A 20,902-nucleotide genomic window follows, 5' to 3' on the forward strand; every position below is an offset into this window, starting at 1 on the left:
AAGCCCCGGCTCCTCCACGCCGTTTCCATCGTGTCAGGGCTCCTCCAGCTGCCCCACGGCGCGAGCGTGCCGTTGGCCTAAGCCGCGGCGCTGGTGAGACTATGGGACGGTGAACGATGCAGATAACACCCTAGTCTCCGCTTCCCAGCCCCTCGAAGAGCGCGTCAACAACCGCTCACAGCGGCCCAGCTCCGACGCCTTCAAGGCCTTCATGGCCAGCAACTGGGCGCCGGCCACGCAACAGCTCCCCGCAAGGGACGCCGTCGCCGGCCACGCCGCAGCCCGGCGCCGCTCCATCTCAGGCCTGTTCAAAGGTGAACGCCTGGTCATCCCCGCCGGTCCGCTGAAGGTCCGCTCGAATGACTGCGACTACCGTTTCCGGCCGCACTCCGCCTTCGCGCACCTCACCGGTCTCGGCCTGGACCACGAACCTGATGCGGTCCTGATCCTGGAACCGGTGCCGGAAGGCACGGGCGACGACGGCGGCCACCACCGCGCCACCCTGTACTTCCGTCCGCTGGCCGGCCGCGACACCGAGCAGTTCTACGCCGATTCCCGTTCCGGGGAGTTCTGGATCGGTGCACGCCCAACCCTGGCCGAATTCCAGGCCAAGCTCGGACTGGCCACGGCGGACATCGCCGAACTCGAACTCGCCATTACCAAGAACGTTGGTGCGCCCGAGATCGGCGGAATCTCCATCAGGCTGGTCCGCAAGGTTGACGACAACATTGACGCCCTCGTGGACACCGCCCGCTACAACACGGCCAAGGACCCGGACAACCTTGACCTGAGTGTCCTCGACGCCCTGGACGAGAAGCTCACCGAGGCCCTCTCGGAGCTGCGCCTCCTCAAGGACGAGTGGGAAATCGAACAGATGAAGACCGCCGTCGCGGCCACGGTCGCAGGCTTCACGGAGGTCGTGAAGGCCCTTCCCCGGGCACTGACCCACCACCGCGGCGAGCGCGTGGTGGAAGGGGCGTTCTTCGCCCGGGCCCGCGAGGAAGGCAACGAGCTCGGTTACGACACCATTGCCGCCTCGGGCAACAACGCCACCGTGCTGCACTGGACCCGGAACACCGGCAAGATCAACGCCGGTGAACTGCTGCTCCTGGACGCCGGAGTGGAGGCCGACTCGCTGTACACGGCCGACGTCACCCGCACCCTGCCGGCCAACGGCAAGTTCTCCGAGATCCAGCGCAAGGTCTATGAGGCAGTGCTCGACGCCGCCGACGCCGGCTTCGCCGCTGCCCAGCCCGGCACCAAGTTCCGGGACATCCACACCGCGGCCACCACTGTGCTGGCGGAACGGCTCGCCGAATGGGGTCTCCTGCCCGTCGCCGTGGAGGAAGCCGTCAGCACCGAGGGCCAGCAGCACCGCCGGTGGATGCCGCACGGCACCAGCCACCACCTCGGCCTCGACGTCCACGACTGCGCCCAGGCGAAGCGGGAACTCTACCTCGACGGCGTGCTCACGCCCGGAATGGTCTTCACGATCGAGCCCGGCCTGTACTTCAAGAATGAGGACATCGGCATCCCCGAGAAATACCGCGGCATCGGTGTCCGGATCGAGGACGACATCCTCATGACGGCTGGCGGGCCGGTCAACCTCAGCGCTGCACTGCCGCGCAAGGCGGACGACGTCGAGTCCTGGATGGCGGGCATCTACCTGGAGGTCGACGGCCAGACGCCGTAGCTCGGAAAAGTCTCAAAAGAGGCCCAAAGCCGGTAATGGCATAGATCCGAAAAGGGAGGGTCCCGGACGTTCCGGAACCCTCCCTTTTCTGTTGCCTGTTTTTGCGGCCCGGGATCAGTGCTGCTGGCCGTCCTGGCCCGGCGCGGGCTTCTCGGTGTCCGTGACCCTGACGCCGTACTGCGGTCGGCCGTCCGGAAGGTCCGGGTAGGTCACCCCGGAGACCCGGCCGGCCGGTCGGGCCGGCTCGTCCGCCCTGGCCGCTGCCGCCGGCGCAGGGCCTGCGGCGCCCTCCTGCTGGGGCGCACCGCCCTGGTATTGTCCCGCCGCCTCGCCGCCGGTCTCCGGAGTCCGCTGGCCGTACGGATCGTTCCAGCCCGCGGGGCGCTGTGGCTCATGGCCCTGCTGCCCCGGCTGCTGGGGTTCCTGATGACGGTAGTCGTGCTGCGCGTAACCGCCGGCCGCGGCACCGGACGCGTCATGCGGCGTCATGGGCAGCTGGTGCAGCATGCGCCGCGCTTCGCCGGCGGCCTCGAAGGAGACCACGACGTCATAGTTGGTCGCCACCACCTGGCTCGTGGACGTGAAGTCACGCTTGCCGCGCTGCATCGCGTAGGTGACGATGCCGAACAGCATGAAGAACGCGGCACCCATCAGCACGGACGTCACAATCGAGAAATAGCCGGGGGTGGTGGAGAAGAAGGACAGCATGACGCCGACGAACAGGCCGAACCACATGCCGCTGAGGGCGCCGGAGAGTGCGACGCGGGGATAGGTCAGCCTGCCGGTCACCCGCTCCACCATCTTCAATTCGTTGCCCACGATCGACACCATCTGCACGGGGAACTGCTGGTCAGCCAGATAGTCCACCGCCTTCTGGGCATCCAGGTAGGAGTTGTAGGAACCGACGACGTCGCCCCTCGGGACGGCGCGGGCCTCATCCGAACCGTTGGGGGCACCGGCCCTGGGACCAAAAATGTTTGACATAAGCCCATTCTCACCTATCCGGCTGGTGTGCGGCTGGAAATTCAGCTAAAAGAGAGCAGACTCGGTAGCCTGTAGGGGTGAGCACGAATCTTTCGCGAGTGTTTGTCGCGCGCCTCCTTGGACTGGACGTCTTCGACCCATTGGGCGACCGTCTGGGCCGGCTGCGCGACGTCGTGGTGCTCTCCCGCGGGACCAGGGGCGCCCCGCACGTGGTGGGCATCGTCGTCGAGGTCCCCGGCAAGAAGCGGGTATTCGTCCCGATGACCCGGATTACATCGATCGACCAAACCCAGGTCATCTGCACCGGGCTGGTCAATCTGCGCCGCTTCGAACAGCGCGGCGCGGAAACCCTCGTCGTGGCGGAAATGTTCGACCGCCGGGTGACCCTCGCGGACGGCAGCGGCGATGCGACCATCGAGGACATCGCCATGGACAAGCACCGCTCCGGCGACTGGTTCGTCAGCAAGCTCTTCGTCCGCCGCGGCCACTCGCTCTCGCCGCTGAGCCGGCTGCGCCGCAACGAAACCATGATCATCGACTGGGCCGATGCCCGGCAAGGCGCCAAGACCGAGCCGCAAGCCGCCACCCAGTTCGTGGCCACGCACGAGGACCTCAAGCCGGCCGACTTCGCCGAAGCCCTCCAGGAAATGAGCGACAAGCGCCGCTTCGAAGTTGCCAGCGAGCTCCAGGACGAGCGGCTCGCGGACGTCCTGCAGGAGATGCGGGAAGGTGACCAGGTGGAGATCCTCTCCGCCCTGGACGTCCACCGCGCCGCCGACGTCCTCGAGGAAATGGACCCCGACGACGCCGCCGACCTCCTCGCCGAGCTCCCCAGCGCGCAGGCCGAGGAGCTCCTGCAGCTGATGGAACCCGAAGGCGCCGAGGACGTCCGCCGCCTGCTCGAATACGACGAGGACACCGCCGGCGGGCTCATGACGCCGGTTCCAGTGATCCTGCCCCCGGAAGCAACCGTCGCCGAGGCACTGGCCCACGTCCGCCGGGAAGAACTCTCCCCCGCCCTGGCGTCCTCGATCTTCGTCGCCCGGCCACCGCTGGAAACCCCGACGGGACGATTCCTCGGCGTCGTCCATATCCAGCAGCTCCTGCGTTTTCCGCCGCCGGAACCGCTGGGCAACTTGGTGGACAAGAACCTGGAACCGGTCTCCGACCAGGCCCACATCAGCGAGGTCGCCCGCACGCTCGCAACATACAACCTCAACTCCCTCCCCGTGGTCAACGAAGACGGACGGCTTGTGGGGGCGGTGACTGTTGACGACGTGCTTGATCATCTGTTGCCGGACGACTGGCGCGCCCACGACGACGACGCCCCGATAAGGAAGCTTGGAGGCCGCATTGGCTGATCCCACCGCACCACGGAACGCCCCCGTGCGTCCCGGCAGCAGGACTTCAGGCGGCCTCGACACGCCATTGAGCGGCAGGCAGCGCATCCTGCCCAACTTCCGTCCCGACCCGGACGCCTTCGGCCATGCCACGGAAGGCTTCGCCCGTTTCATGGGCACCCCCCAGTTCCTGCTCTATATGACCGTGTTCTGCGTCTTCTGGCTGTGCTGGAACACCTGGGCTCCGGAGCAATGGCAATTTGATTCACGGGCACTGGGCTTCACGCTGCTGACCCTCATGCTTTCCCTGCAGGCCTCATACGCAGCCCCCCTCCTGCTGCTCGCGCAAAACCGCCAGGACGACCGGGACAAGGTCTCCCTCCAGCAGGACCGCCAGCGGGCCGAGCGCAATCTCTCCGACACCGAATACCTGACCCGGGAACTTGCGTCCCTGCGCATCGCATTGCGGGAAGTCGCCACCCGCGACTACGTCCGCACCGAGCTGCGCAGCCTGCTCGAGGACATGCTGGAAGCCCAGGAGGAACTGCGCACGCACGATCCTTCCGCCGGCGTCCACGAGACGCCGCGGGACAAGGTCAAGGAGAAGATGAAGGACCGGCGCGACAAGCAACGGAGCCCCCGAACCCAGCAGATCCCGCGGGTCAAGTCCGGCGGCAAGCGGGACTACCCTGCGAAGGAAGGCAAGCGGGAAGACCCGGCGGAGAAACCGCCGGTGAACGAGTCCGGGGTCGCTGCCGACCCCACCCGCCTGCCCGCACACCGCACCATCCCCGAGAGCTGAGCATCGCCCGCATGAGCACCCCGCTGGACCGCACTCCCCTGGAACAGGCAGTGCACGGCGCACTTGCCACCGTGATCGACCCTGAACTCCGCCGCCCCATCACCGAGCTCGGCATGGTGGAGTCCGTGGACATCGCCGACGGCGGCCGGGTGCGGATCGGGGTACTGCTAACCATCGCGGGCTGCCCGTTGCGCGGCACCATCACGGCCGACACCGAGGCGGCACTGTCCGCCGTCCCGGGGGTCACCGGCGTCGAGGTGGACTTGAAAGTCATGACGCAGGTCCAGCGCGACGCTCTCAAAGAGCAATTGCGCGGCGCAGGCGGCCAGCGCGGCATCCCGTTCAACGCGCCGGGCTCGCTGACCAAGGTGTACGCCGTCGCCAGCGGCAAGGGCGGCGTGGGCAAGTCGTCAGTGACGGTCAACCTGGCGTGCGCACTGGCTGCCCAGGGCCTCCGTGTGGGGATCGTGGACGCGGATGTGTATGGTTTCTCCGTTCCGGGGCTGATGGGCATCACACAGGCCCCCACCCGGGTGGACGACATGATCCTGCCGCCGGTGGCCTACGGGGTCAAGGTCATCTCCATCGGCATGTTCGTCACCGGGAACCAGCCCGTGGCTTGGCGCGGACCGATGCTGCACCGGGCGCTGGAGCAATTCCTCACGGACGTCTACTTCGGCGACCTCGATGCCCTTTTCCTGGACCTGCCGCCGGGCACGGGCGACATCGCGATCTCCGTCGCCCAGCTGCTGCCCAAGGCGCAGATCCTCGTCGTCACCACACCGCAGGCGGCCGCCGCGGATGTAGCCGAGCGGGCCGGGGCGATCGCAACGCAGACGGGCCAGACCGTGGCCGGCGTCGTGGAAAACATGTCCTACCTTGAAATGCCCGACGGCGGCAGGATGGAACTGTTCGGCAGCGGCGGCGGCGCCGTGCTCGCCGAGCGTCTCTCGGCCACCGTGGGTGAGGATGTGCCCTTGCTGGGCCAGATTCCCCTGGACGTCCTGCTGCGTGAGGGAGGGGATTCCGGGGTGCCGCTGGTGCTGGGCCGCCCGGAGACGCCTGCGGCCATGGCCCTGGCGGGAATCGCCGGCAAGCTGGCGTCGGTTCCCCGCGGGCTCAAGGGCATGTCATTGGGCCTGCAACCCCGCTGACGGGGCCTCACTGACAGGCTCCCGCTGGTGGCGGCTGCCGACCGGGGCCCGGTATGCGGGCCCAGGGCTGCGGGAGGTCCTAGGTCGCCTCTGTGTCGAACGGAGCCGGTTCGCCCTCGGGCAGCCGCTCCACCATCCGCGCCGGGCGGTGCTCTGCGACCGCAGTGGCGGCCGCGGCCGTGGCGGCGGGCGCCCCGGTGCTCACCGGCTTGGTGTCATCGTCGAGGAGCGCTTCCTTGATGATCCGGCGTGGATCGTACTGGCGGGGATCGTACTTCTTCCAGTCGACATCATCGATATCGATGCCGACTTCTTCCTTGATCTGCTCCCGCGCACCGGACGCCATCCGGCGCACTTCCTTGACGATATTGGCAAGTTTCTGCGTGTATTCGGGCAGCCTGCTGGGACCAATCACCAGAAGGCCGATGATCAGCAGAAGTAAGAACTCCGGTCCATTGATTCCAAGCACTTTAGGAAGATTACCCTCTCGCTCGGGCTGGCGACGACTTCGCGAGGGCCGAATGCCGACCATGTCCGCCCCGGACCTGCCTCACGGAGCCAGGCGCTCCAGGATTCGGCTCAGCCCACGCTCGATCCGCTCCGGAATTCCGTTGCGTGAACCCGGCCCCGGAGTGCCGCTGCTGACCCGGGTGAGGGCGGCGGCGCCGTCGTCGGCCTGCTCGGCCGGCAGGTCCGAAATGTATGTGTACGTGGCCGCTGACGTCTGGTAGATGGCCCGGTAGGGCGGGGCAGGATTGACCCAGAGGGCGCCATTTCCGGTTTCGGGGGCAGCCGAGGGCCTGCCCGCCTTGGCCCGGGTGAAGCCGTCCGCCGCCGCGGCGTGTCCGGTCAGCACGTTGATGGGTGAAACGTCGGCCCCGGAGGGCGTGGCGGGCGAACCGGCGCCCCGGCCCGCAGCGTGCTGCTCGAGGACCGTGGCGAAGTGCTGGCCGTCCGTGAGGCGAAGTTCCAGGACCTCGTCCCCGGCCATGACACCGGCGCGGGCCCACATGAGATGGAATCCGAGGGCGTGCAGCTCCGGACATGTCCATCCCTGCGACCGGAACGCGGCAAGCTGCCCGGTGCTCAGCGTCCCGGCGGGGGTGAAGTCGGGCTCGCCGCCCAGGCCGAAAGCAACACGGGGCTCGGTTTCCTCTGCCCCGGGACCGCTGGGGCTGCCGGGACCGCCGGCGTCCAACAGCTCACCCGCGCCGACCGGTTCACCGCTGGCGGGCAGTCCGGCGGCGTCGGGGTGTGCGAGGGCGGAGGCCCCTGCGCCGTCTACGGGAACGGCGTCGTCGCCTCCCATGACATACGCGGTCCCGGTCATGAAGGCCAAGGCGGCGACGGCCCCTCCTACTGCCAGCACTGGCAGGCGGGCGCGTCCGCGGCGGCGGTGGGGATCCGCGGCAAAATTAGCGGCTGCCGTTCCGGCGGTCGCTGTCCGATCCGGCAGGGAACCGGTTGCGGGGAATTGCCCTGGCGGCCACCGATGAGTGCCGGGCTGTTCCGTCGCCGCCGTATCGGTTGCGCCCGCCGGTGCTGCCCGTTCCGGGGCCTCCAGCTCTGCCGGGCCCTCCCGTTCTGCCGCCGCACGTTCCGCGGCCAGCTGCCCGGTCCGTGCCAGGAGCCGTGCGGTCAGGTCCTCGCTGGCCTCGGGCACGGCCGCACCGCGGAGCTTCTCGAGGTACTGGCGCTCACGCTGTTGCCGGGCACGGCATTCGGCACACGATTCCACATGATCATGGCGGCCGGGGGTCCACCTCCGGGTAGCACCGAATTTGGCACGGCCGGTCCTGCTCCAGAACCCGCAGCCAGAGCCTCCCAGTATTCGTCTCAGCAGCCCCATCGACAGGTTCAGAGGAGGCCGGCGATGCGCGGCAGCTTGAGCCGCGGCTTGAGGGACTGCTTGGCCGGCTGCGCCGGACGGGGGTCGCGGTGCGCGAGCTTTTCCCGCAACATGGTCCGGCCGCGGTGAATCCGGGACCGGACTGTCCCGAGTTTGATGTCCAGTGCTGCGGCGACTTCATCGTAGGACAGTCCCTCGAGGTCGCACAGCACGACGGCGGCGCGGAAGTCCGGCGGAAGTTCCTCGAGCGCAGCCTGAACGTCGATGTCGAGGTTGTTGAATTCGAAGCTTTGCTCCGGGCCCGGCTCCCGGCCGGGCAGCCGCGACTCGGCGTCGTCGGCCAGGGCGTCAAAGCGGATCCTGCTCTTGCGCCGCGCCTGGTCCAGGAAGAGGTTGGTGGTGATCCGGTGCAGCCAGCCGTCCAGGGTGCCCGGCTTGAAGTTCTCCAGCGAACGGAACACCCGGACGAACACCTCCTGGGTGAGGTCCTCGGCGTCGTACTTGTTTCCGGTCAGCCGGTACGCAAGGCGGTAGACCTTGGCGGAGTGGTTCGTCACCACTTCCTCCCAGGTCGGCCGGACCCATTCGGCTTCCGCCGCGGTCCGTGACGGGCCGGTTGAATCAGTTGCCTCAGTTGCCGGGACAGGTGCCAGAATCGACATCGTCCGCTCCCCTCGTGGATGGTACCTACGCCTGAATGGTGCCTGCCTGCGCAGGTTCCTGCACCCTTCATTCGACGCCGATCACCACGCGGATGAGCGGATACCCATCCTTTCAAAATAAGCTGGGAATTTCCTGATTCGTCGCGGTCTTCCGCCGAAGGCAGAACGAGTGCCTTCCTGCCCGTGCCACGGCGCTTGCGCCTCCGTGTCCCGTCCCGCCGGACACAGTACGCTGTAGTGAACACTCCCCTGCCGCCCAGAAAGCGATATCCCATGAGCGCCGATAAGTCCACGAGCTGGTCCTACGCAGAAGATCTGCCTGCCGAGGATGAGGTCCTGTTGCACGCGCGCGAACGGTCCTTCGAGCTTGGCGTGACCCCGATCGGTCCCGGCGTGGGCGCTGTGCTGACGGTGCTGGCGGCAGCGTCCAAGGCACAGACCGCGGTGGAGATCGGCACCGGCGCGGGAGTGTCCGGCGTGTGCATCCTGCGCGGGCTGGGCCCGCAGGCTGTCCTGACCACCATCGACGTCGACGTCGAACACCTCAAGGCCGCGCGCGAGGCGTTCCACGAAGCAGGCAGCCCGGCCAACCGCACCCGCACCATTTCCGGACGGGCCGGCGATGTCCTGCCCCGGCTTACGGACGGGGCCTACGACCTCGTGTTCATCGACGCCGACAAACCGAGCTACCCCAGCTATGTGGAACAGGCCGTGCGGCTGCTCAAATCCGGCGGCCTGCTGATCGTCAATGACGCCCTCGACAAGGACAGGGTGGCGAATCCGGCCGCCCGGGAAGCCACCACCGTGGTGCTGCGCCAGATCGGCAAGTCCATCCGCGACGACGACCGTCTCGCCTCCGCGATGCTGCCCACCGGCGACGGCCTGCTGATCGCCGTCAAGAAGTAGCAGTGCCCGTCAAAAAGTAGCGGCCAACCAGTAACACCCAGGGTGGCCGCCACGAAGTAGACGTCAAAGCGCAAACAGCAAAGGGCGGGGTCCGCGGCCTGATGGCCTGGACCCCGCCCTTTTGCGAAGCTCTTGGCGTGACGCTATTCGGTGACGCCGACGAGGCATTCCTTGAGGTTTGTCGCCTCAGCGGCATTGAGTTCGACTACAAGCCGCCCCCCGCCTTCGAGCGGAACACGCATGATCAGGCTACGTCCCTCTTTCGTCACTTCCATTGGGCCGTCGCCGGTGCGTGGTTTCATTGCCGCCATAAGGAATATCCCCTCCATTAGTCCCTGACATACCAGCCCGGCTGGGCTGCGTCCGCTTGGCCAATCAAGCCGTCCGGCAGCGCTCCAGGAGGCCGCCGTGACAGGCAAACTCACAAATAAATCGCTTACGAATTCTGTGCGCTTCTTGTCCTTGCTTATCCTCTATTATCGCGTAACAATGCGCGCGGAGCTAATCGTTGGACTTTCCAGCGCGTCCCGCCATGCCGGGCCGGCACCGCGAAATGGTGCTGTGCGTCACGGCGGGTAGTCCCCTCCGCCCGGCAACTGCGCCCACGCCCACAGCCACACAATCCACACGATTTGCAGCAGCACGAACATGACCACCACTGCGCCGCGGTAGGCGCGCGAACGCGAGAGGAGGGCGGCGCTGAGGGCGAGCGGGAACAGCGGCAACAGCATCCTGAAGGTGCTGGTCTGGGGGTGCAGGAAGACCAGCAGGTACCCCATGTAGCAGCAGCACCAGAGCCTCAGTTCAGTGCCCAGGGCGACGACGGGATGGGACATCATCAACAGGGCAAACGCGGCAACGAACACGAAGGGCGCCAGCACGCCGAGCGTCGGCCCGAACAGCATGATGCCGGCGTCGAACCACGGCTTGAACGGCACCAGGTCCTCGCCGCGCCATGCGGTTTCGGTCTTGGTATAGGCGCCCAGATCGCCGGTGGCGGCCCAGGCGATGGCCGGCCACAGCAACGCACCGATGCCGCTGACGGCGGTGAGGCCGCCCAGGGACCAGAGCTCCGCGTTGCTGGGGACGGCAGCACCCGCCCTGGTCTGTGCTGTGAGGCCCTGCGCCGGGGGGTCCTGCGTCATGGGGCCTTGCGCCGTGGAGGTCTGCGCGGCGATGCGCTGCCAGAAACGATAGAGAAACAACAGCCCCAGCATTACGGCAAACGGAACCCCGGTGGGGCGGGAAAGACACATCAGGACCACCACTGGCATGGCCCACAGGTACCTGCGCTCCATGACGAGCAGCAGTGCGGCGCCCAGCAGCAGCAGGTTGAGGGATTCGGCGTACGGCACCTGCAACACCGGTGCCACCGGGAAGGTCGCCAGGAACACGGTCCCCCAGAGCGCCGTGCGGTGCGCGGCACGGTGCCGGAAGATCCTGTAGGCCACGAGGGCTGCACCCAGTCCGGAGACCAGCGCGATGGCCGTCAGCGACCACGCCGGGCCTGTGCCCGTGACCCCGGAGACCACCCGGCCCAGCACGGGAAACAGGGGGTAGAAGGCCCAGGTGTTCTCTTGGACAGTGCCGGCAGCATCGGTCGGCAGAAGCGCGGGATACCCCTGCTGGAGGGCCTCGGCGTACCAGCGGGCGTCCCAGATATTGATGAAGTTCCAATAATCCGGTTTGGCGGGAAACCACGGATTCACGCCCTGGTGCAGGGCGGCAGCCATGAAGATGCAGGCGCTGACCAGCCGGGCGGCGATGTACAGGCCGGCCACCTGCACCCACCACGGCCACCGCGCCATCCTGGCCCCTGCGGCCGCGATGCGGTTCCACAGCGCCGCGTTCAACCCTTGCGGTTTCTGGGCCTCAGGCTCCGTGACAGTCTCCGGGTCTTCCACGAGGCTCACGGACGTTCTTCTGTGGGCGGGCGGAGGCGTTCCAGTTCCTCCCCGAGTGCCTCGATCTTCTGGTCTTTGGCGATGATCTGGTCCTTCAGGTCATCAAGGACCTGATCCACCTGGTCCATCCGGTAACCGCGGAGTCCGACGGCGAAGCGGAGACGGTCGATGTCGGCCGCGGCCGCGCGCTCGGGCAGCAGCACAGGCGGCAGGGAGGCGACCGGTTCGTCGAAGCCGTCGTCAAAGGAACCGCCTGCACCGCCGTCCCGGTGACGGCGGAAGATTTTCGGCGCCAGGCCGGTGCCCAGGAGGACGGCGACGCCGATCAGCACAATCGCCAGGAAGACCAGGAAGAGACTCACTAGACCATCGTGCCAGACGCCGGCGGCCGGGAGGGGTCAGCCCCGCGTTCCTGCGCCGTTTCCCTTGGTGTTCGCGTTGCCGGTCCCGTTGGCGGAACCGCCGTTCGGGTTCCGGTGGCGGGCCGCACCCTCCACGACCAGCTCGACGGCCAGCGCGGGGTCATCCACCACCTGCACGAGGTCCAGGTCTTCCGCCGAGACCATCCCCTCCGCGACGAGGGTGTCCCGGACCCACGCGAGCATGGGGCTCCAGAAGGCGGTTCCCACCAGCACGATCGGGAAGGAGGTGACCTTGCGGGTTTGGACCAGGACCATGGCCTCGAAGAGCTCATCCAGGGTGCCGAGGCCGCCGGGGAGCACAATGAAGCCCTGGGCGTACTTGACGAACATGGTTTTGCGGGCGAAGAAGTACCGGAAGTTGATGCCGAGGTCCACCCACTGGTTCATGCCCTGTTCGAAGGGCAGCTCGATCCCGAGCCCCACGGAGACACCGTTACCCTGCACGGCGCCCTTGTTCGCGGCCTCCATCGACCCCGGCCCGCCGCCCGTGATCACGGCCAGTCCGGCCTCGGCCAACCGGCGTCCGACCTCGACGCCGAGCTCGTAATTCGGGCTCCCCGGGATGGTGCGGGCGGAGCCGAAGACGCTGACCGCAGGACCGAGATCGGCCAGGGCGCCAAATCCTTCCACGAACTCGCTCTGGATCCGCAGGACGCGCCAGGGGTCGGTGTGGACGAACTGGCCCGGGCCCGTGGTGTCCAGCAATGTCTGGTCAGACATCGTGACCTTCGCGGCCTTGCGGCGCAGCTCAAGCGGGCCCTTGTGGCGGATCCCGTTGGCCGCCGGGGCTGTGCGGGCCTCGCGGGCCGGCTTACCGGCGGGCTTCTGTTCGGCGTCTTGCTGGCCGTGCTGCGGATCGGTACTCATGCCCATAGGCTAGCGCGGAACTGAAGCGCCGCCGCGTCAGCGCGTCGACGCGGGAGCGGCAGAAGGCGGCGGCCGGGACCGGAACAGGAAGGCTGCGGCGTCCCCGCAAGGGACGCTGACGTGCAGGTATCTCTTGAATCACGATCTGCACTAAACAGGGTGATTGGGGTCATATTGCGTCAATCTTCGCTAGATTCTTTCTATGACTACTCAAGTGCCCGGCGATGCTCTCGTCTCCCTGAAGGCCGTGAACAAGCATTACGGCCAGCTGCACGTCCTGAAGGACATCAACCTGAACGTCCGCAAGGGTGAGGTTGTTGTTGTCATCGGCCCCTCGGGTTCCGGCAAGTCGACGCTCTGCCGCGCCATCAACCGCCTCGAGACCATCGACGACGGCGACATCAAGATCGACGGCAAGGAACTGCCCGCTGAGGGCAAGGAACTGGCGAAGCTGCGCGCCGACGTCGGCATGGTCTTCCAGTCCTTCAACCTGTTCGCCCACAAAACGATCCTGGAAAACGTGACCCTCGGCCCCATCAAGGTCAAGGGCGTTTCCAAGGGCGAGGCCGACAGGGACGCCATGGCGCTGCTGGAGCGCGTCGGCGTCGGGCACCAGGCCCCCAAACTTCCGGCCCAGCTCTCCGGTGGCCAGCAGCAGCGCGTCGCAATCGCCCGTGCCCTGGCCATGAAACCAAAGGTGATGCTCTTCGACGAGCCCACCTCGGCCCTCGACCCGGAAATGATCAACGAGGTCCTGGACGTCATGGTCCAGCTGGCCAAGGAAGGCATGACCATGATCGTGGTCACCCACGAGATGGGCTTCGCCCGCAAGGCGGCGGACCGGGTTGTGTTCATGGCCGACGGCCAGATCGTCGAGGACGCAACCCCCGAGGAATTCTTCACCAACCCCAAGAGCAGCCGGGCCAAGGACTTCCTGTCCAAGCTGCTGACACACTGACCGACTACGAAATTCGTACCCTGGCCGCCGGACGGCGGCCGCCCAATGAAAGGAATGTCATGATGGCATTTTTGACCCGAAGGAAATCCCTTCTGGTTGCAGCATCCGCAGCACTGGCGCTCAGCCTGAGTGCCTGTGGCGGCAGCTCCTCCACGACCACCAACCCGCCTGTAGCCGAGAAGCCGAGCTTTGCCGCCGATTCCACCATGGCCAAGCTTGCCTCCGCAGGCAAGATCACCATCGGCACCAAGTTCGACCAGCCTCTCTTCGGCCAGAAGGGCCTCGACGGCAAGCCCGTCGGCTTCGACGTCGAAATCGGCAAGCTGATTGCCGCCCAGCTGGGTATCCCCGCCGACAAGATCGAGTGGGTTGAAACTGTCTCCGCCAACCGCGAGCAGTTCATCAAGCAGGGCAAGGTTGACATGATCGTCGCCACCTACACGATCAACGACAAGCGCAAAAAAGAAGTTGACTTCGCCGGACCGTACTACGAGGCCGGTCAGGCTCTCATGGTGAACAAGGACAACAACTCCATCACCAAGCCCGAGGACGTCAAGGGCAAAAACGTCTGCTCCGTGACCGGTTCCACGCCGGCCTCCACGATTGTCGAGAAGTACGGAGCTGTCCTGGTGCCGGCTGCGACCTACTCCGCCTGCCTGGAGCCGCTGCGCAACCACCAGGTTGAAGCCGTCACCACCGACAACGTCATCCTGGCCGGCTTCGTGTCCAAGGAGCCGGACGCCTTCAAGCTGGCGTCGGATCAGACCTTCACCAAGGAGCCCTACGGCATCGGGCTGAAGAAGGACGACACCACCTTCCGCATGTGGATCAATGACAAGCTGGAGGCCGCCGAGAAGGACGGTTCCTACAAGAAGGCCTGGGAAGACACTGCAGGCACCGTCATCAAGACCACGCCCTCGCTTCCCACGATCGACCGCTACTAGCCGCCACTCCCGTCTTTCGCCTGGAATCCCCTCAACGCAGCTGAAGGAACTTATGGACGTCATCATTGAAAACCTCCCCCAGTATTGGGACGGTTTTCTCCGAACCCTCTTCCTGTCCTTGGTCTCTGGCCTCATCGCATTGGTCTTCGGCACCGTTCTGGCTGCCGCCCGAGTCTCGCCCGTCGCCGCGCTGCGCGGCTTCAGCATGACGTACGTCGAGATCGTCCGGAACACCCCGCTGACCATCGCATTCTTCTTCGCGGCGGTGGTTCTGCCCCGCCTCGGCGTCACGTTCCAGCAGTTCGAGGTGGCCGCCATCATCGCCCTGAGCGCCTACACCTCGGCCTTCATCGCCGAGGCCGTGCGCTCCGGCGTCAACAGTGTCCCGGTGGGCCAGGCGGAGGCCGCCCGCAGCATCGGGATGAAGTTCACCCAGGTGCTCTCCCTGATCATCCTGCCGCAGGCCCTGCGCACAGTGATCCCGCCCTTGATCAACATCCTGATCGCCCTGGTCAAGAACTCCTCTGTGGCCGGCGCGTTCTATGTGCTGGAACTCTTCGGCCAAGGGAAGCAGCTGGCCAACGCCAACGGCGACGCCGTCATGTGGGTTCTGGTCGGCGTCGCATTCTTCTACCTGCTGATAACCATCCCGCTGGGCTACCTCGCCAGCGTCGTTGAACGAAAGGTGGCGATCGCGCGATGACCTCTGTTCTCTACGACGTCCCAGGCCCCAAAGCCCGCCGGGTTTCGCTGATCGGCTCCATCATCGGCGTGATCGTGATCGGCGGCCTCCTAGTCCTGGCAGTCATGACCCTCGCACAGCAGGGAATCTTCGACGCCAAACGCTGGGCGGTCTTCCAGCTGCCCGAGGTCTGGGCGCTGATCGCCGCCGGCATCGGCGCCACGCTCGCCGCCGCGGCGGTGGCGGCCGTGATCGCCTTCCCGCTGGGCCTGCTCTTGTGCCTGATGCGCATCTCGGACAACGCCTGGGTCAGGGTGCCCACCCGGATCGTGCTGGAATTCCTGCGCGGCATGCCCGTGGTGCTCATGATGCTGTTCGTGCTGCTCGTCTTTGCCACCAGCTCGTTCGTCGCCGTCGTCGCCGGCCTGGTCCTTTACAACTCGGCGATTTTCGCCGAGATCATCCGCGCCGGCGTCCAGTCGCTGCCCAAGGGCCAGCGTGAAGCCGGCCTGGCGATCGGCCTCACCAGTTTCCAGTCCCGGCTGACCATCGAGCTGCCGCAGGCCATCCGGCGCATGCTGCCCTCGCTGGTCGCACAGCTCGTGGTCCTGCTGAAGGACACCTCGCTCGGCTACATCGTCGCTTACGGCGAGCTGCTCCGGGCCGTGCAGGTCATGGCCGACTTCCTCGGCCCGCAGTACCTGTTCCCGGTGTTCTTCGTGGCCGCGGCCATCTACATCGCGATCGACCTGGCGGTCTCCCGTCTGGCCATCTGGCTCGAACGCCGCGGCTCCAAGCGGGCCGCCGGCGGCGTGGCGCACGTGCCGGTCGCCGGAATCCCGGCGGCCAAGTAAAGCCCCACCACCCACCAAGGGTCCGGAACCTCTCGGAGGTTCCGGACCCTTGGTGCGTTAGCTTGTTGTACCTTGCTCGTTCCGCGCTGCTAGGCGCCGAGCCAGGTCCGCAGCGCCCGCAGGCATTCCCTGATGGCATCCGCCTCGACGTGCTCGTTATCCTTGTGCGCCAGCAGCGCATCGCCGGGTCCGAAGTTCACCGCGGGGATGCCGAGCTCGCTGAACCGTGCGACGTCGGTCCAGCCGTACTTGGGCTTCGGTTCCGCCCCCACTGCGGCGACGAAGGAGGCGGCGGCGGGGTGGTGCAGTCCCGGCCGCGCCCCGGCGGCGCTGTCGGTGCGCACGACGTCGAATCCGGCCAGCAGTTCGCGCACCACCGCCTCGGCCCCGTCCGGGGTTTTGTCCGGGGCGAAGCGGTAATTAATTTCTATGACGCACTTGTCCGGAATTACGTTCCCGGCCGTGCCACCATGAATCTTCACGGCGTTGAGGCTTTCGCGGTAGTCCAGGCCGTCAACCGTCACGGTCTGCGGTTCATAGGCCGCGAGCCGGGCCAGGATCGGGGCCGCGGCATGGATGGCGTTGCTGCCCATCCAGGCCCGGGCGGAGTGGGCGGCCTCGCCGTTCGTGGTCACCTCGAAGCGGCTGGTACCGTTGCAGCCGCCCTCCACCGTCCCGTCGGTTGGCTCGAGCAGGATCGCGAAATCCCCGCCAAGCAGGGACCCGTGATTGCGCACCAACCGGCCGAGGCCGCTCTTCACGGCTTCGACTTCCTCGTGGTCATAGAAAACGAACGTGACGTCCTTGTTCGGCTCCGCCCCGGCGTCGAACATGGTGGCCGCCAGCGCCAGCTGCACGGCGACGCCGCTCTTCATGTCGGTGGCGCCACGGCCGTAGAGGATACCCTCCCCGGGGGCCCCGGAGGGCCAGTACGACGGCACCGTGCCCAGCGAGCCCTCGGTGGTGGGAAGCGGCACGGTGTCCAGATGCCCGGCAAGGATGACGCGCTCGGGGCGGCCGAGGTTGGTGCGGGCGATGATCGAATCGCCATCGCGGACCAGATCCAGCTGCGGCAGCAGGCGCAGGGCATGTTCCACGGCGTCGGCCAGGGCCCTTTCGTTGCCGGAGACGCTGTTGATGTCAATCAGGGCGGCCGTGAGCAGGGCGACGTCCTGGCGGAGGTCCAAATGGACAGGCGTACGGACGGGGACGCTGGCAGTTGCAATGGCGGGGGTGCGCGGGTTCGTGGGGGTCACCGTCCCACTTTATCTGTTCGCCCTCCCTGGGCCGCAGCAACTGCTGCTGGACGGACCTGCAGGTGGCGAGCATCTCCTGTCACTTGGGTGTCTCAGGTTTCAGCGCCCGCGGGCCCTCTCGTTAGACTTGGACCATGACTGAAACTGCTGCTTCCGCTGTGCCCACCGACGCCCGCTCCGCCTATGGCTACGGGGTGGCCACCGTGTCCACCCGCAGCGGTGACGCCACCGTGCTGGACGTATGGTTTCCGGCGCCGGCGCTCGGAGTCGCAGCGGAGCACCTGCGTGAGGTGGAGAATGCGGACCAGTCGCTGATCGACATCGCTGCCAGCGGCACCGACCCGGACCGCGGCACGGAGCAGCAGGTGGTCTTCGCCCAGATTAACCTGGACGAGGCACCCGCGGACACGGCGGACGCCTACCTTCGCCTGCACCTGCTCTCCCACCGGCTCGTCCAGCCGAACACCATCAACCTTGACGGCATCTTCGGCAAGCTCCCCAATGTCGTGTGGACCAACTTCGGCCCCGCCGCCGTGGAGGACTTCGAACTGACCCGGGCGCGCCTGCGCAAACGCGGCGCTGTCACCGTCTTCGGCGTGGACAAGTTCCCCCGGATGGTGGACTACGTGGTTCCCTCCGGCGTCCGGATCGCCGACGCCGACCGTGTCCGGCTGGGTGCGCACCTGGCCGAAGGCACCACGGTCATGCACGAGGGCTTCGTGAACTTCAATGCCGGAACCCTGGGTACGTCCATGGTTGAGGGCCGGATCTCGGCCGGCGTCGTCGCCGGTGACGGGTCCGACGTCGGCGGCGGGGCCTCGATCATGGGAACCCTTTCCGGCGGCGGCAAGGAAAAGATCGCCATTGGTGAGCGGGTCCTCCTGGGCGCCAACTCCGGCGTCGGCATCAGCCTGGGCGACGACTCAGTGGTGGAGGCGGGCCTCTACGTCACCGCCGGCACGCGCGTCCGCGTCATCAGCCCGCGGGATGCCGACGGCGAGGACACCAGCCGGATAGTCAAGGCCGTGGAGCTTTCCGGGGTTCCGAACCTGCTCTTCCGCCGCAACTCCGCCACCGGCGCCGTCGAGGCACTCCCCCGCAAGGGCCAAACCGTAGAGCTCAACGCGGACCTGCACGCCAACTGACCGCACGGGCTGGTACGGTGTGGCGGGCGGCGAAGGCCGTACCGGCGGGGCCGACCCGCAACGATGAAGCAGCCGATGACGCAGCCCGCTAGGGCCTGAGGGAGTATGTCCGTGGCACGACGAGGGAGCTGGCGGCGCCGGATCGTCCTTCTGCTGACCCTGGCGATGGTCGCGGGCGCGATTTACACCGCGGTGGCGTTCCTGCAGCGATCGGAAACCTTGATCACCGAACGCTGCACGGCCGCGGGCAGTGGAGGCGATGACCTCGCCACCGACCAGGCGGCCAATGCTTCCCTCATTACTGCCGTCGCGGTCCGGCGCGGGCTTCCCGCCCGGGCCGCCAGCATCGCGCTGGCCACCTCCATGCAGGAATCCAAACTGCGCAACATCGGCCATGGCGACCAGGCCGGCCCCGACTCGCGCGGATTGTTCCAGCAGCGGCCGTCCCAGGGCTGGGGCACCACGGCGCAGGTGATGGACCCGTACCACGCCAGCAATGCCTTCTACGATGCCCTCGTCGAGATCTCCGGGTACGAGTCGCTGGAGATCACCGATGCCGCCCAGAAGGTCCAGCGTTCGGCGTACCCGGAGGCCTATGCCCAGCATGAGCTGATGGCCCGCGCCTTTGCCTCCGCCCTGAGCGGCCAGACGCCCGCAGGCCTGGATTGTTCGCTGCGGTCCCCCGACACCGCCGGGGATCCTGCGACGGTCACCGCGGAGCTGACCGCAGCGCTCGGGAACGTCCAGACGTCCAGCAGCGGCCGGACGCTGCTCGTGGATGCCGACGGCACGCAGGCCTGGGCTGTGGGGCAGTGGGCCGTGGCCAACGCCAAAGAACTCGCCATCACCAGCGTGGAAGTCGACGGCCGCGCCTGGAACCGGCAGTCCCGCGACGGCTGGCAGCCTGCCTCAGTCCCGGCCGGCCAAGTCCGGGTCACCGTCGCCGGCGCGCCCGCCACCTGACCGCCGGACAGCCACCACAACCCTCACAGTCACTTACGGCCCAACCGGGGCGGCAACATGGGCCGCAGGTGACCCCACGTTGGACTATTTCGCCGTCCCGGACACCGACGCGGCTTACACCAGGAGGTCGACCACCGGCTGCACGTAGCTGCGGAACAGTTCCGGCTGGGACAGCAGCTCGTGGCTCATGAGGATCTTGTCCGGCTCGAGGTACCAGGCCCGCGGCTCCGCGAGCGGGAGTTCGATGATCGTCAGGCCGAAATCCTTTGATGCGCGTCCCACATCCAGCAGGCGGTCCTCCACCATGTCGGCCAGCAGCTCATTGTTGCCGTTGGCTTCGCGCTCCGCTTCGAGGGCCAGGTATTCCCCGCGGCGTTCCCGAGCCCATGTCAGGGCCGCACCGAAGTGGGCCTGCAGCACGCGCCGGAGGGCCGGCGAGTTGCCGAACGCACGGAAGCCTGGCGGGGCGAGCTCGGGGGACATTTCCGGGTGGGCCTTCAGCAGCTGTTCCCACCAGGCCTCCCATTCGGTCTTGAGCGCAGCCGGTCCGCCAACCTCGGCGGTCAGATGGGAGTGGTCCGCGGCACGGATCTTCGGGGCCACGTGGCACAGCGCCGGATGCCCCGCAGTGTCCAGACCGGCAGCGTCACGAATATAAAGGGCGATGAGCATGGGACCAGAGGTGTCCATCGTGATCCGCCAGCCAGGTCCGCCGGTGTGGTGCATCCAATTGCCTCCTTGGCATGCCGTACCCACTCAGTCTATTCCTGTTGTTATGAGGCGTTAACGGCTGGCTGCCCGGCCGCCAGCCGGCGATTCAGGCCCTCCAGATGGGCATCGAGCACGTCCTTGCACATCAGGGCCGTCATCCACTCGGGCTGCAGGAGGGCGTGCATCGTCAGACCGTCCAGGACTGCCAGCAACAGCTCCGCTTCAGTGACGAGCACCTGCTGGTTGATACCGACCGACCCATCGGCGCCGTCGGGGTGGGGGTCCGTGCCGCTGGGGACGGCGCCGTCGGCCAGACCCAGAATGAGTCCGCCCACCACTGCGGCCACCGCACGGTGGCTGCGGTCCGCCTCGGCGGCCAGGAACGGCTTTGTCCGGGCGGCATTTTTGAAGGCCATCCAGACGCAGGCGTCGACCGCCCGCTCCTCGTCCAGCGGAAGAAACTCCCCCAGCACCGCCATGACGGCAACGTGGTGCTCCGCCGACCCTGGCGCCAGGTCCTGCTGCCGGGAGTCCGCGGCGGTGACGCGGCCTACGATCCGGTCCACCACCACGGCGAAGGCGTGGGTCAGGAGCTCGTCACTGCTGGCGAAATAGTGCCGCACCGAGCCGACGGCCAGCTGGGCTTCGTCTGCAACCTCCCGCAGGGAGGCCCGTTCAAGACCATCCGCGGCGATGATCCTGAAGACTGCGTCAACTACTTCCTGGCGCCGGATTACGGCGTCGACAAATTTAGGCACTGGTCTTTTTTAGCACGTCTGTGCCGCCGCAGCCGCAGGGCACACCGG

The 20,902-nt window shown here is 67.0% G+C and carries 22 protein-coding genes; 11 read left to right on the top strand and 11 right to left on the bottom strand.

Going from position 1 to position 20,902, the window contains the following annotated elements:
- The first annotated feature begins 109 nt into the window (after positions 1-109).
- Positions 110-1,693 (top strand): aminopeptidase P family protein, encoded by a 1,584-nt coding sequence (locus tag AC1DKQ_RS00835; RefSeq protein WP_476917968.1) that lies wholly within the window; start codon positions 110-112, stop codon positions 1,691-1,693.
- Between the two features lie 114 nt (positions 1,694-1,807).
- On the opposite strand, the gene AC1DKQ_RS00840 is transcribed toward AC1DKQ_RS00835, so the two are convergent.
- Positions 1,808-2,677: a YflT domain-containing protein gene (locus AC1DKQ_RS00840; RefSeq protein WP_476882769.1), complete on the bottom strand. Its 870-nt coding sequence runs from the start codon at positions 2,675-2,677 to the stop codon at positions 1,808-1,810.
- 77 nt (positions 2,678-2,754) lie between these two features.
- On the opposite strand from AC1DKQ_RS00840, the gene AC1DKQ_RS00845 reads away from it, so the two are divergent.
- From AC1DKQ_RS00845 to AC1DKQ_RS00855, 3 genes are read left to right on the top strand one after another with little or no spacing between them, the layout of a single operon-like run.
- Positions 2,755-4,038 (top strand): magnesium transporter MgtE N-terminal domain-containing protein, encoded by a 1,284-nt coding sequence (locus AC1DKQ_RS00845; protein ID WP_476882768.1) that lies wholly within the window; start codon positions 2,755-2,757, stop codon positions 4,036-4,038.
- Positions 4,019-4,819, top strand: coding sequence for a DUF1003 domain-containing protein (locus tag AC1DKQ_RS00850; RefSeq protein WP_476882767.1), 801 nt, complete (start codon positions 4,019-4,021; stop codon positions 4,817-4,819). Before AC1DKQ_RS00845 ends, AC1DKQ_RS00850 begins: the two co-directional genes overlap by 20 nt.
- Before the next feature lie 11 nt (positions 4,820-4,830).
- Entirely contained in the window at positions 4,831-5,973 is a 1,143-nt protein-coding gene (locus AC1DKQ_RS00855) for an Mrp/NBP35 family ATP-binding protein (RefSeq protein WP_476882766.1), read from the top strand.
- A gap of 79 nt (positions 5,974-6,052) precedes the next feature.
- Here the strand turns inward: AC1DKQ_RS00855 and AC1DKQ_RS00860 are convergent, their stop codons facing one another.
- From AC1DKQ_RS00860 to sigE, 3 genes are all read right to left on the bottom strand, one after another.
- Positions 6,053-6,442 carry a twin-arginine translocase TatA/TatE family subunit gene (locus tag AC1DKQ_RS00860; protein ID WP_476882765.1) on the bottom strand — a complete coding sequence of 130 codons (390 nt, stop codon included), beginning with the start codon at positions 6,440-6,442 and terminating at the stop codon, positions 6,053-6,055.
- A gap of 81 nt (positions 6,443-6,523) precedes the next feature.
- On the bottom strand, positions 6,524-7,711 hold the full coding sequence (locus AC1DKQ_RS00865) for a hypothetical protein (protein ID WP_476917969.1): 1,188 nt from the start codon (positions 7,709-7,711) through the stop codon (positions 6,524-6,526).
- 119 nt (positions 7,712-7,830) lie between these two features.
- Positions 7,831-8,484 carry an RNA polymerase sigma factor SigE gene (sigE, locus tag AC1DKQ_RS00870; protein WP_476917970.1) on the bottom strand — a complete coding sequence of 218 codons (654 nt, stop codon included), beginning with the start codon at positions 8,482-8,484 and terminating at the stop codon, positions 7,831-7,833.
- Positions 8,485-8,757: 273 nt separating this feature from the next.
- On the opposite strand from sigE, the gene AC1DKQ_RS00875 reads away from it, so the two are divergent.
- Positions 8,758-9,390 carry an O-methyltransferase gene (locus AC1DKQ_RS00875; RefSeq protein ID WP_476882762.1) on the top strand — a complete coding sequence of 211 codons (633 nt, stop codon included), beginning with the start codon at positions 8,758-8,760 and terminating at the stop codon, positions 9,388-9,390.
- A 143-nt stretch (positions 9,391-9,533) separates the two neighbouring features.
- Here AC1DKQ_RS00875 and AC1DKQ_RS00880 read toward each other — a convergent pair whose 3' ends face one another.
- The 4 genes from AC1DKQ_RS00880 to AC1DKQ_RS00895 form a co-directional block, all read right to left on the bottom strand.
- Positions 9,534-9,701: a DUF3117 domain-containing protein gene (locus tag AC1DKQ_RS00880; protein WP_079550332.1), complete on the bottom strand. Its 168-nt coding sequence runs from the start codon at positions 9,699-9,701 to the stop codon at positions 9,534-9,536.
- 255 nt (positions 9,702-9,956) lie between these two features.
- Positions 9,957-11,198: a hypothetical protein gene (locus tag AC1DKQ_RS00885; RefSeq protein ID WP_476918170.1), complete on the bottom strand. Its 1,242-nt coding sequence runs from the start codon at positions 11,196-11,198 to the stop codon at positions 9,957-9,959.
- Between the two features lie 101 nt (positions 11,199-11,299).
- The gene (locus AC1DKQ_RS00890; RefSeq protein ID WP_476882761.1) at positions 11,300-11,656 is read right to left on the bottom strand and encodes a DivIVA domain-containing protein; all 357 of its coding nucleotides are present in this window, start codon (positions 11,654-11,656) and stop codon (positions 11,300-11,302) included.
- A gap of 36 nt (positions 11,657-11,692) precedes the next feature.
- Positions 11,693-12,589, bottom strand: a complete 897-nt coding sequence (locus AC1DKQ_RS00895) for an LOG family protein (protein ID WP_476917971.1) — start codon at positions 12,587-12,589, stop codon at positions 11,693-11,695.
- 196 nt (positions 12,590-12,785) lie between these two features.
- Between AC1DKQ_RS00895 and AC1DKQ_RS00900 the strand changes: the two genes are divergently transcribed.
- The 4 genes from AC1DKQ_RS00900 to AC1DKQ_RS00915 are packed head-to-tail and all read left to right on the top strand — an operon-like array spanning position 12,786 to position 16,021.
- Entirely contained in the window at positions 12,786-13,541 is a 756-nt protein-coding gene (locus tag AC1DKQ_RS00900; RefSeq protein ID WP_476917972.1) for an amino acid ABC transporter ATP-binding protein, read from the top strand.
- A 59-nt stretch (positions 13,542-13,600) separates the two neighbouring features.
- On the top strand, positions 13,601-14,485 hold the full coding sequence (locus tag AC1DKQ_RS00905) for a glutamate ABC transporter substrate-binding protein (RefSeq protein WP_476882759.1): 885 nt from the start codon (positions 13,601-13,603) through the stop codon (positions 14,483-14,485).
- A gap of 52 nt (positions 14,486-14,537) precedes the next feature.
- A complete protein-coding gene (locus AC1DKQ_RS00910; RefSeq protein WP_476882758.1) occupies positions 14,538-15,188 on the top strand; it encodes an amino acid ABC transporter permease in 651 nt (216 codons plus the stop codon).
- The gene (locus AC1DKQ_RS00915; protein WP_476882757.1) at positions 15,185-16,021 is read left to right on the top strand and encodes an amino acid ABC transporter permease; all 837 of its coding nucleotides are present in this window, start codon (positions 15,185-15,187) and stop codon (positions 16,019-16,021) included. Before AC1DKQ_RS00910 ends, AC1DKQ_RS00915 begins: the two co-directional genes overlap by 4 nt.
- An 89-nt stretch (positions 16,022-16,110) precedes the next feature.
- Here the strand turns inward: AC1DKQ_RS00915 and dapE are convergent, their stop codons facing one another.
- The gene (gene dapE, locus AC1DKQ_RS00920) at positions 16,111-17,247 is read right to left on the bottom strand and encodes a succinyl-diaminopimelate desuccinylase (RefSeq protein WP_476918171.1); all 1,137 of its coding nucleotides are present in this window, start codon (positions 17,245-17,247) and stop codon (positions 16,111-16,113) included.
- 164 nt (positions 17,248-17,411) lie between these two features.
- On the opposite strand from dapE, the gene dapD reads away from it, so the two are divergent.
- Together dapD and AC1DKQ_RS00930 are read left to right on the top strand one after the other, a co-directional pair.
- The gene (gene dapD / locus AC1DKQ_RS00925) at positions 17,412-18,422 is read left to right on the top strand and encodes a 2,3,4,5-tetrahydropyridine-2,6-dicarboxylate N-succinyltransferase (RefSeq protein ID WP_476882756.1); all 1,011 of its coding nucleotides are present in this window, start codon (positions 17,412-17,414) and stop codon (positions 18,420-18,422) included.
- Positions 18,423-18,533: 111 nt separating this feature from the next.
- Complete coding sequence (locus tag AC1DKQ_RS00930) at positions 18,534-19,385, top strand: hypothetical protein (RefSeq protein ID WP_476882755.1); 852 nt, start codon at positions 18,534-18,536, stop codon at positions 19,383-19,385.
- A 114-nt stretch (positions 19,386-19,499) separates the two neighbouring features.
- Here the strand turns inward: AC1DKQ_RS00930 and AC1DKQ_RS00935 are convergent, their stop codons facing one another.
- Positions 19,500-20,111: a hypothetical protein gene (locus AC1DKQ_RS00935; protein WP_476882754.1), complete on the bottom strand. Its 612-nt coding sequence runs from the start codon at positions 20,109-20,111 to the stop codon at positions 19,500-19,502.
- 47 nt (positions 20,112-20,158) lie between these two features.
- The gene (locus AC1DKQ_RS00940) at positions 20,159-20,854 is read right to left on the bottom strand and encodes a TetR/AcrR family transcriptional regulator (protein WP_476882753.1); all 696 of its coding nucleotides are present in this window, start codon (positions 20,852-20,854) and stop codon (positions 20,159-20,161) included.
- Between the last annotated feature and the right edge of the window lie 48 nt (positions 20,855-20,902).

The organism is Arthrobacter sp. 05L421, assembly GCF_056397785.1.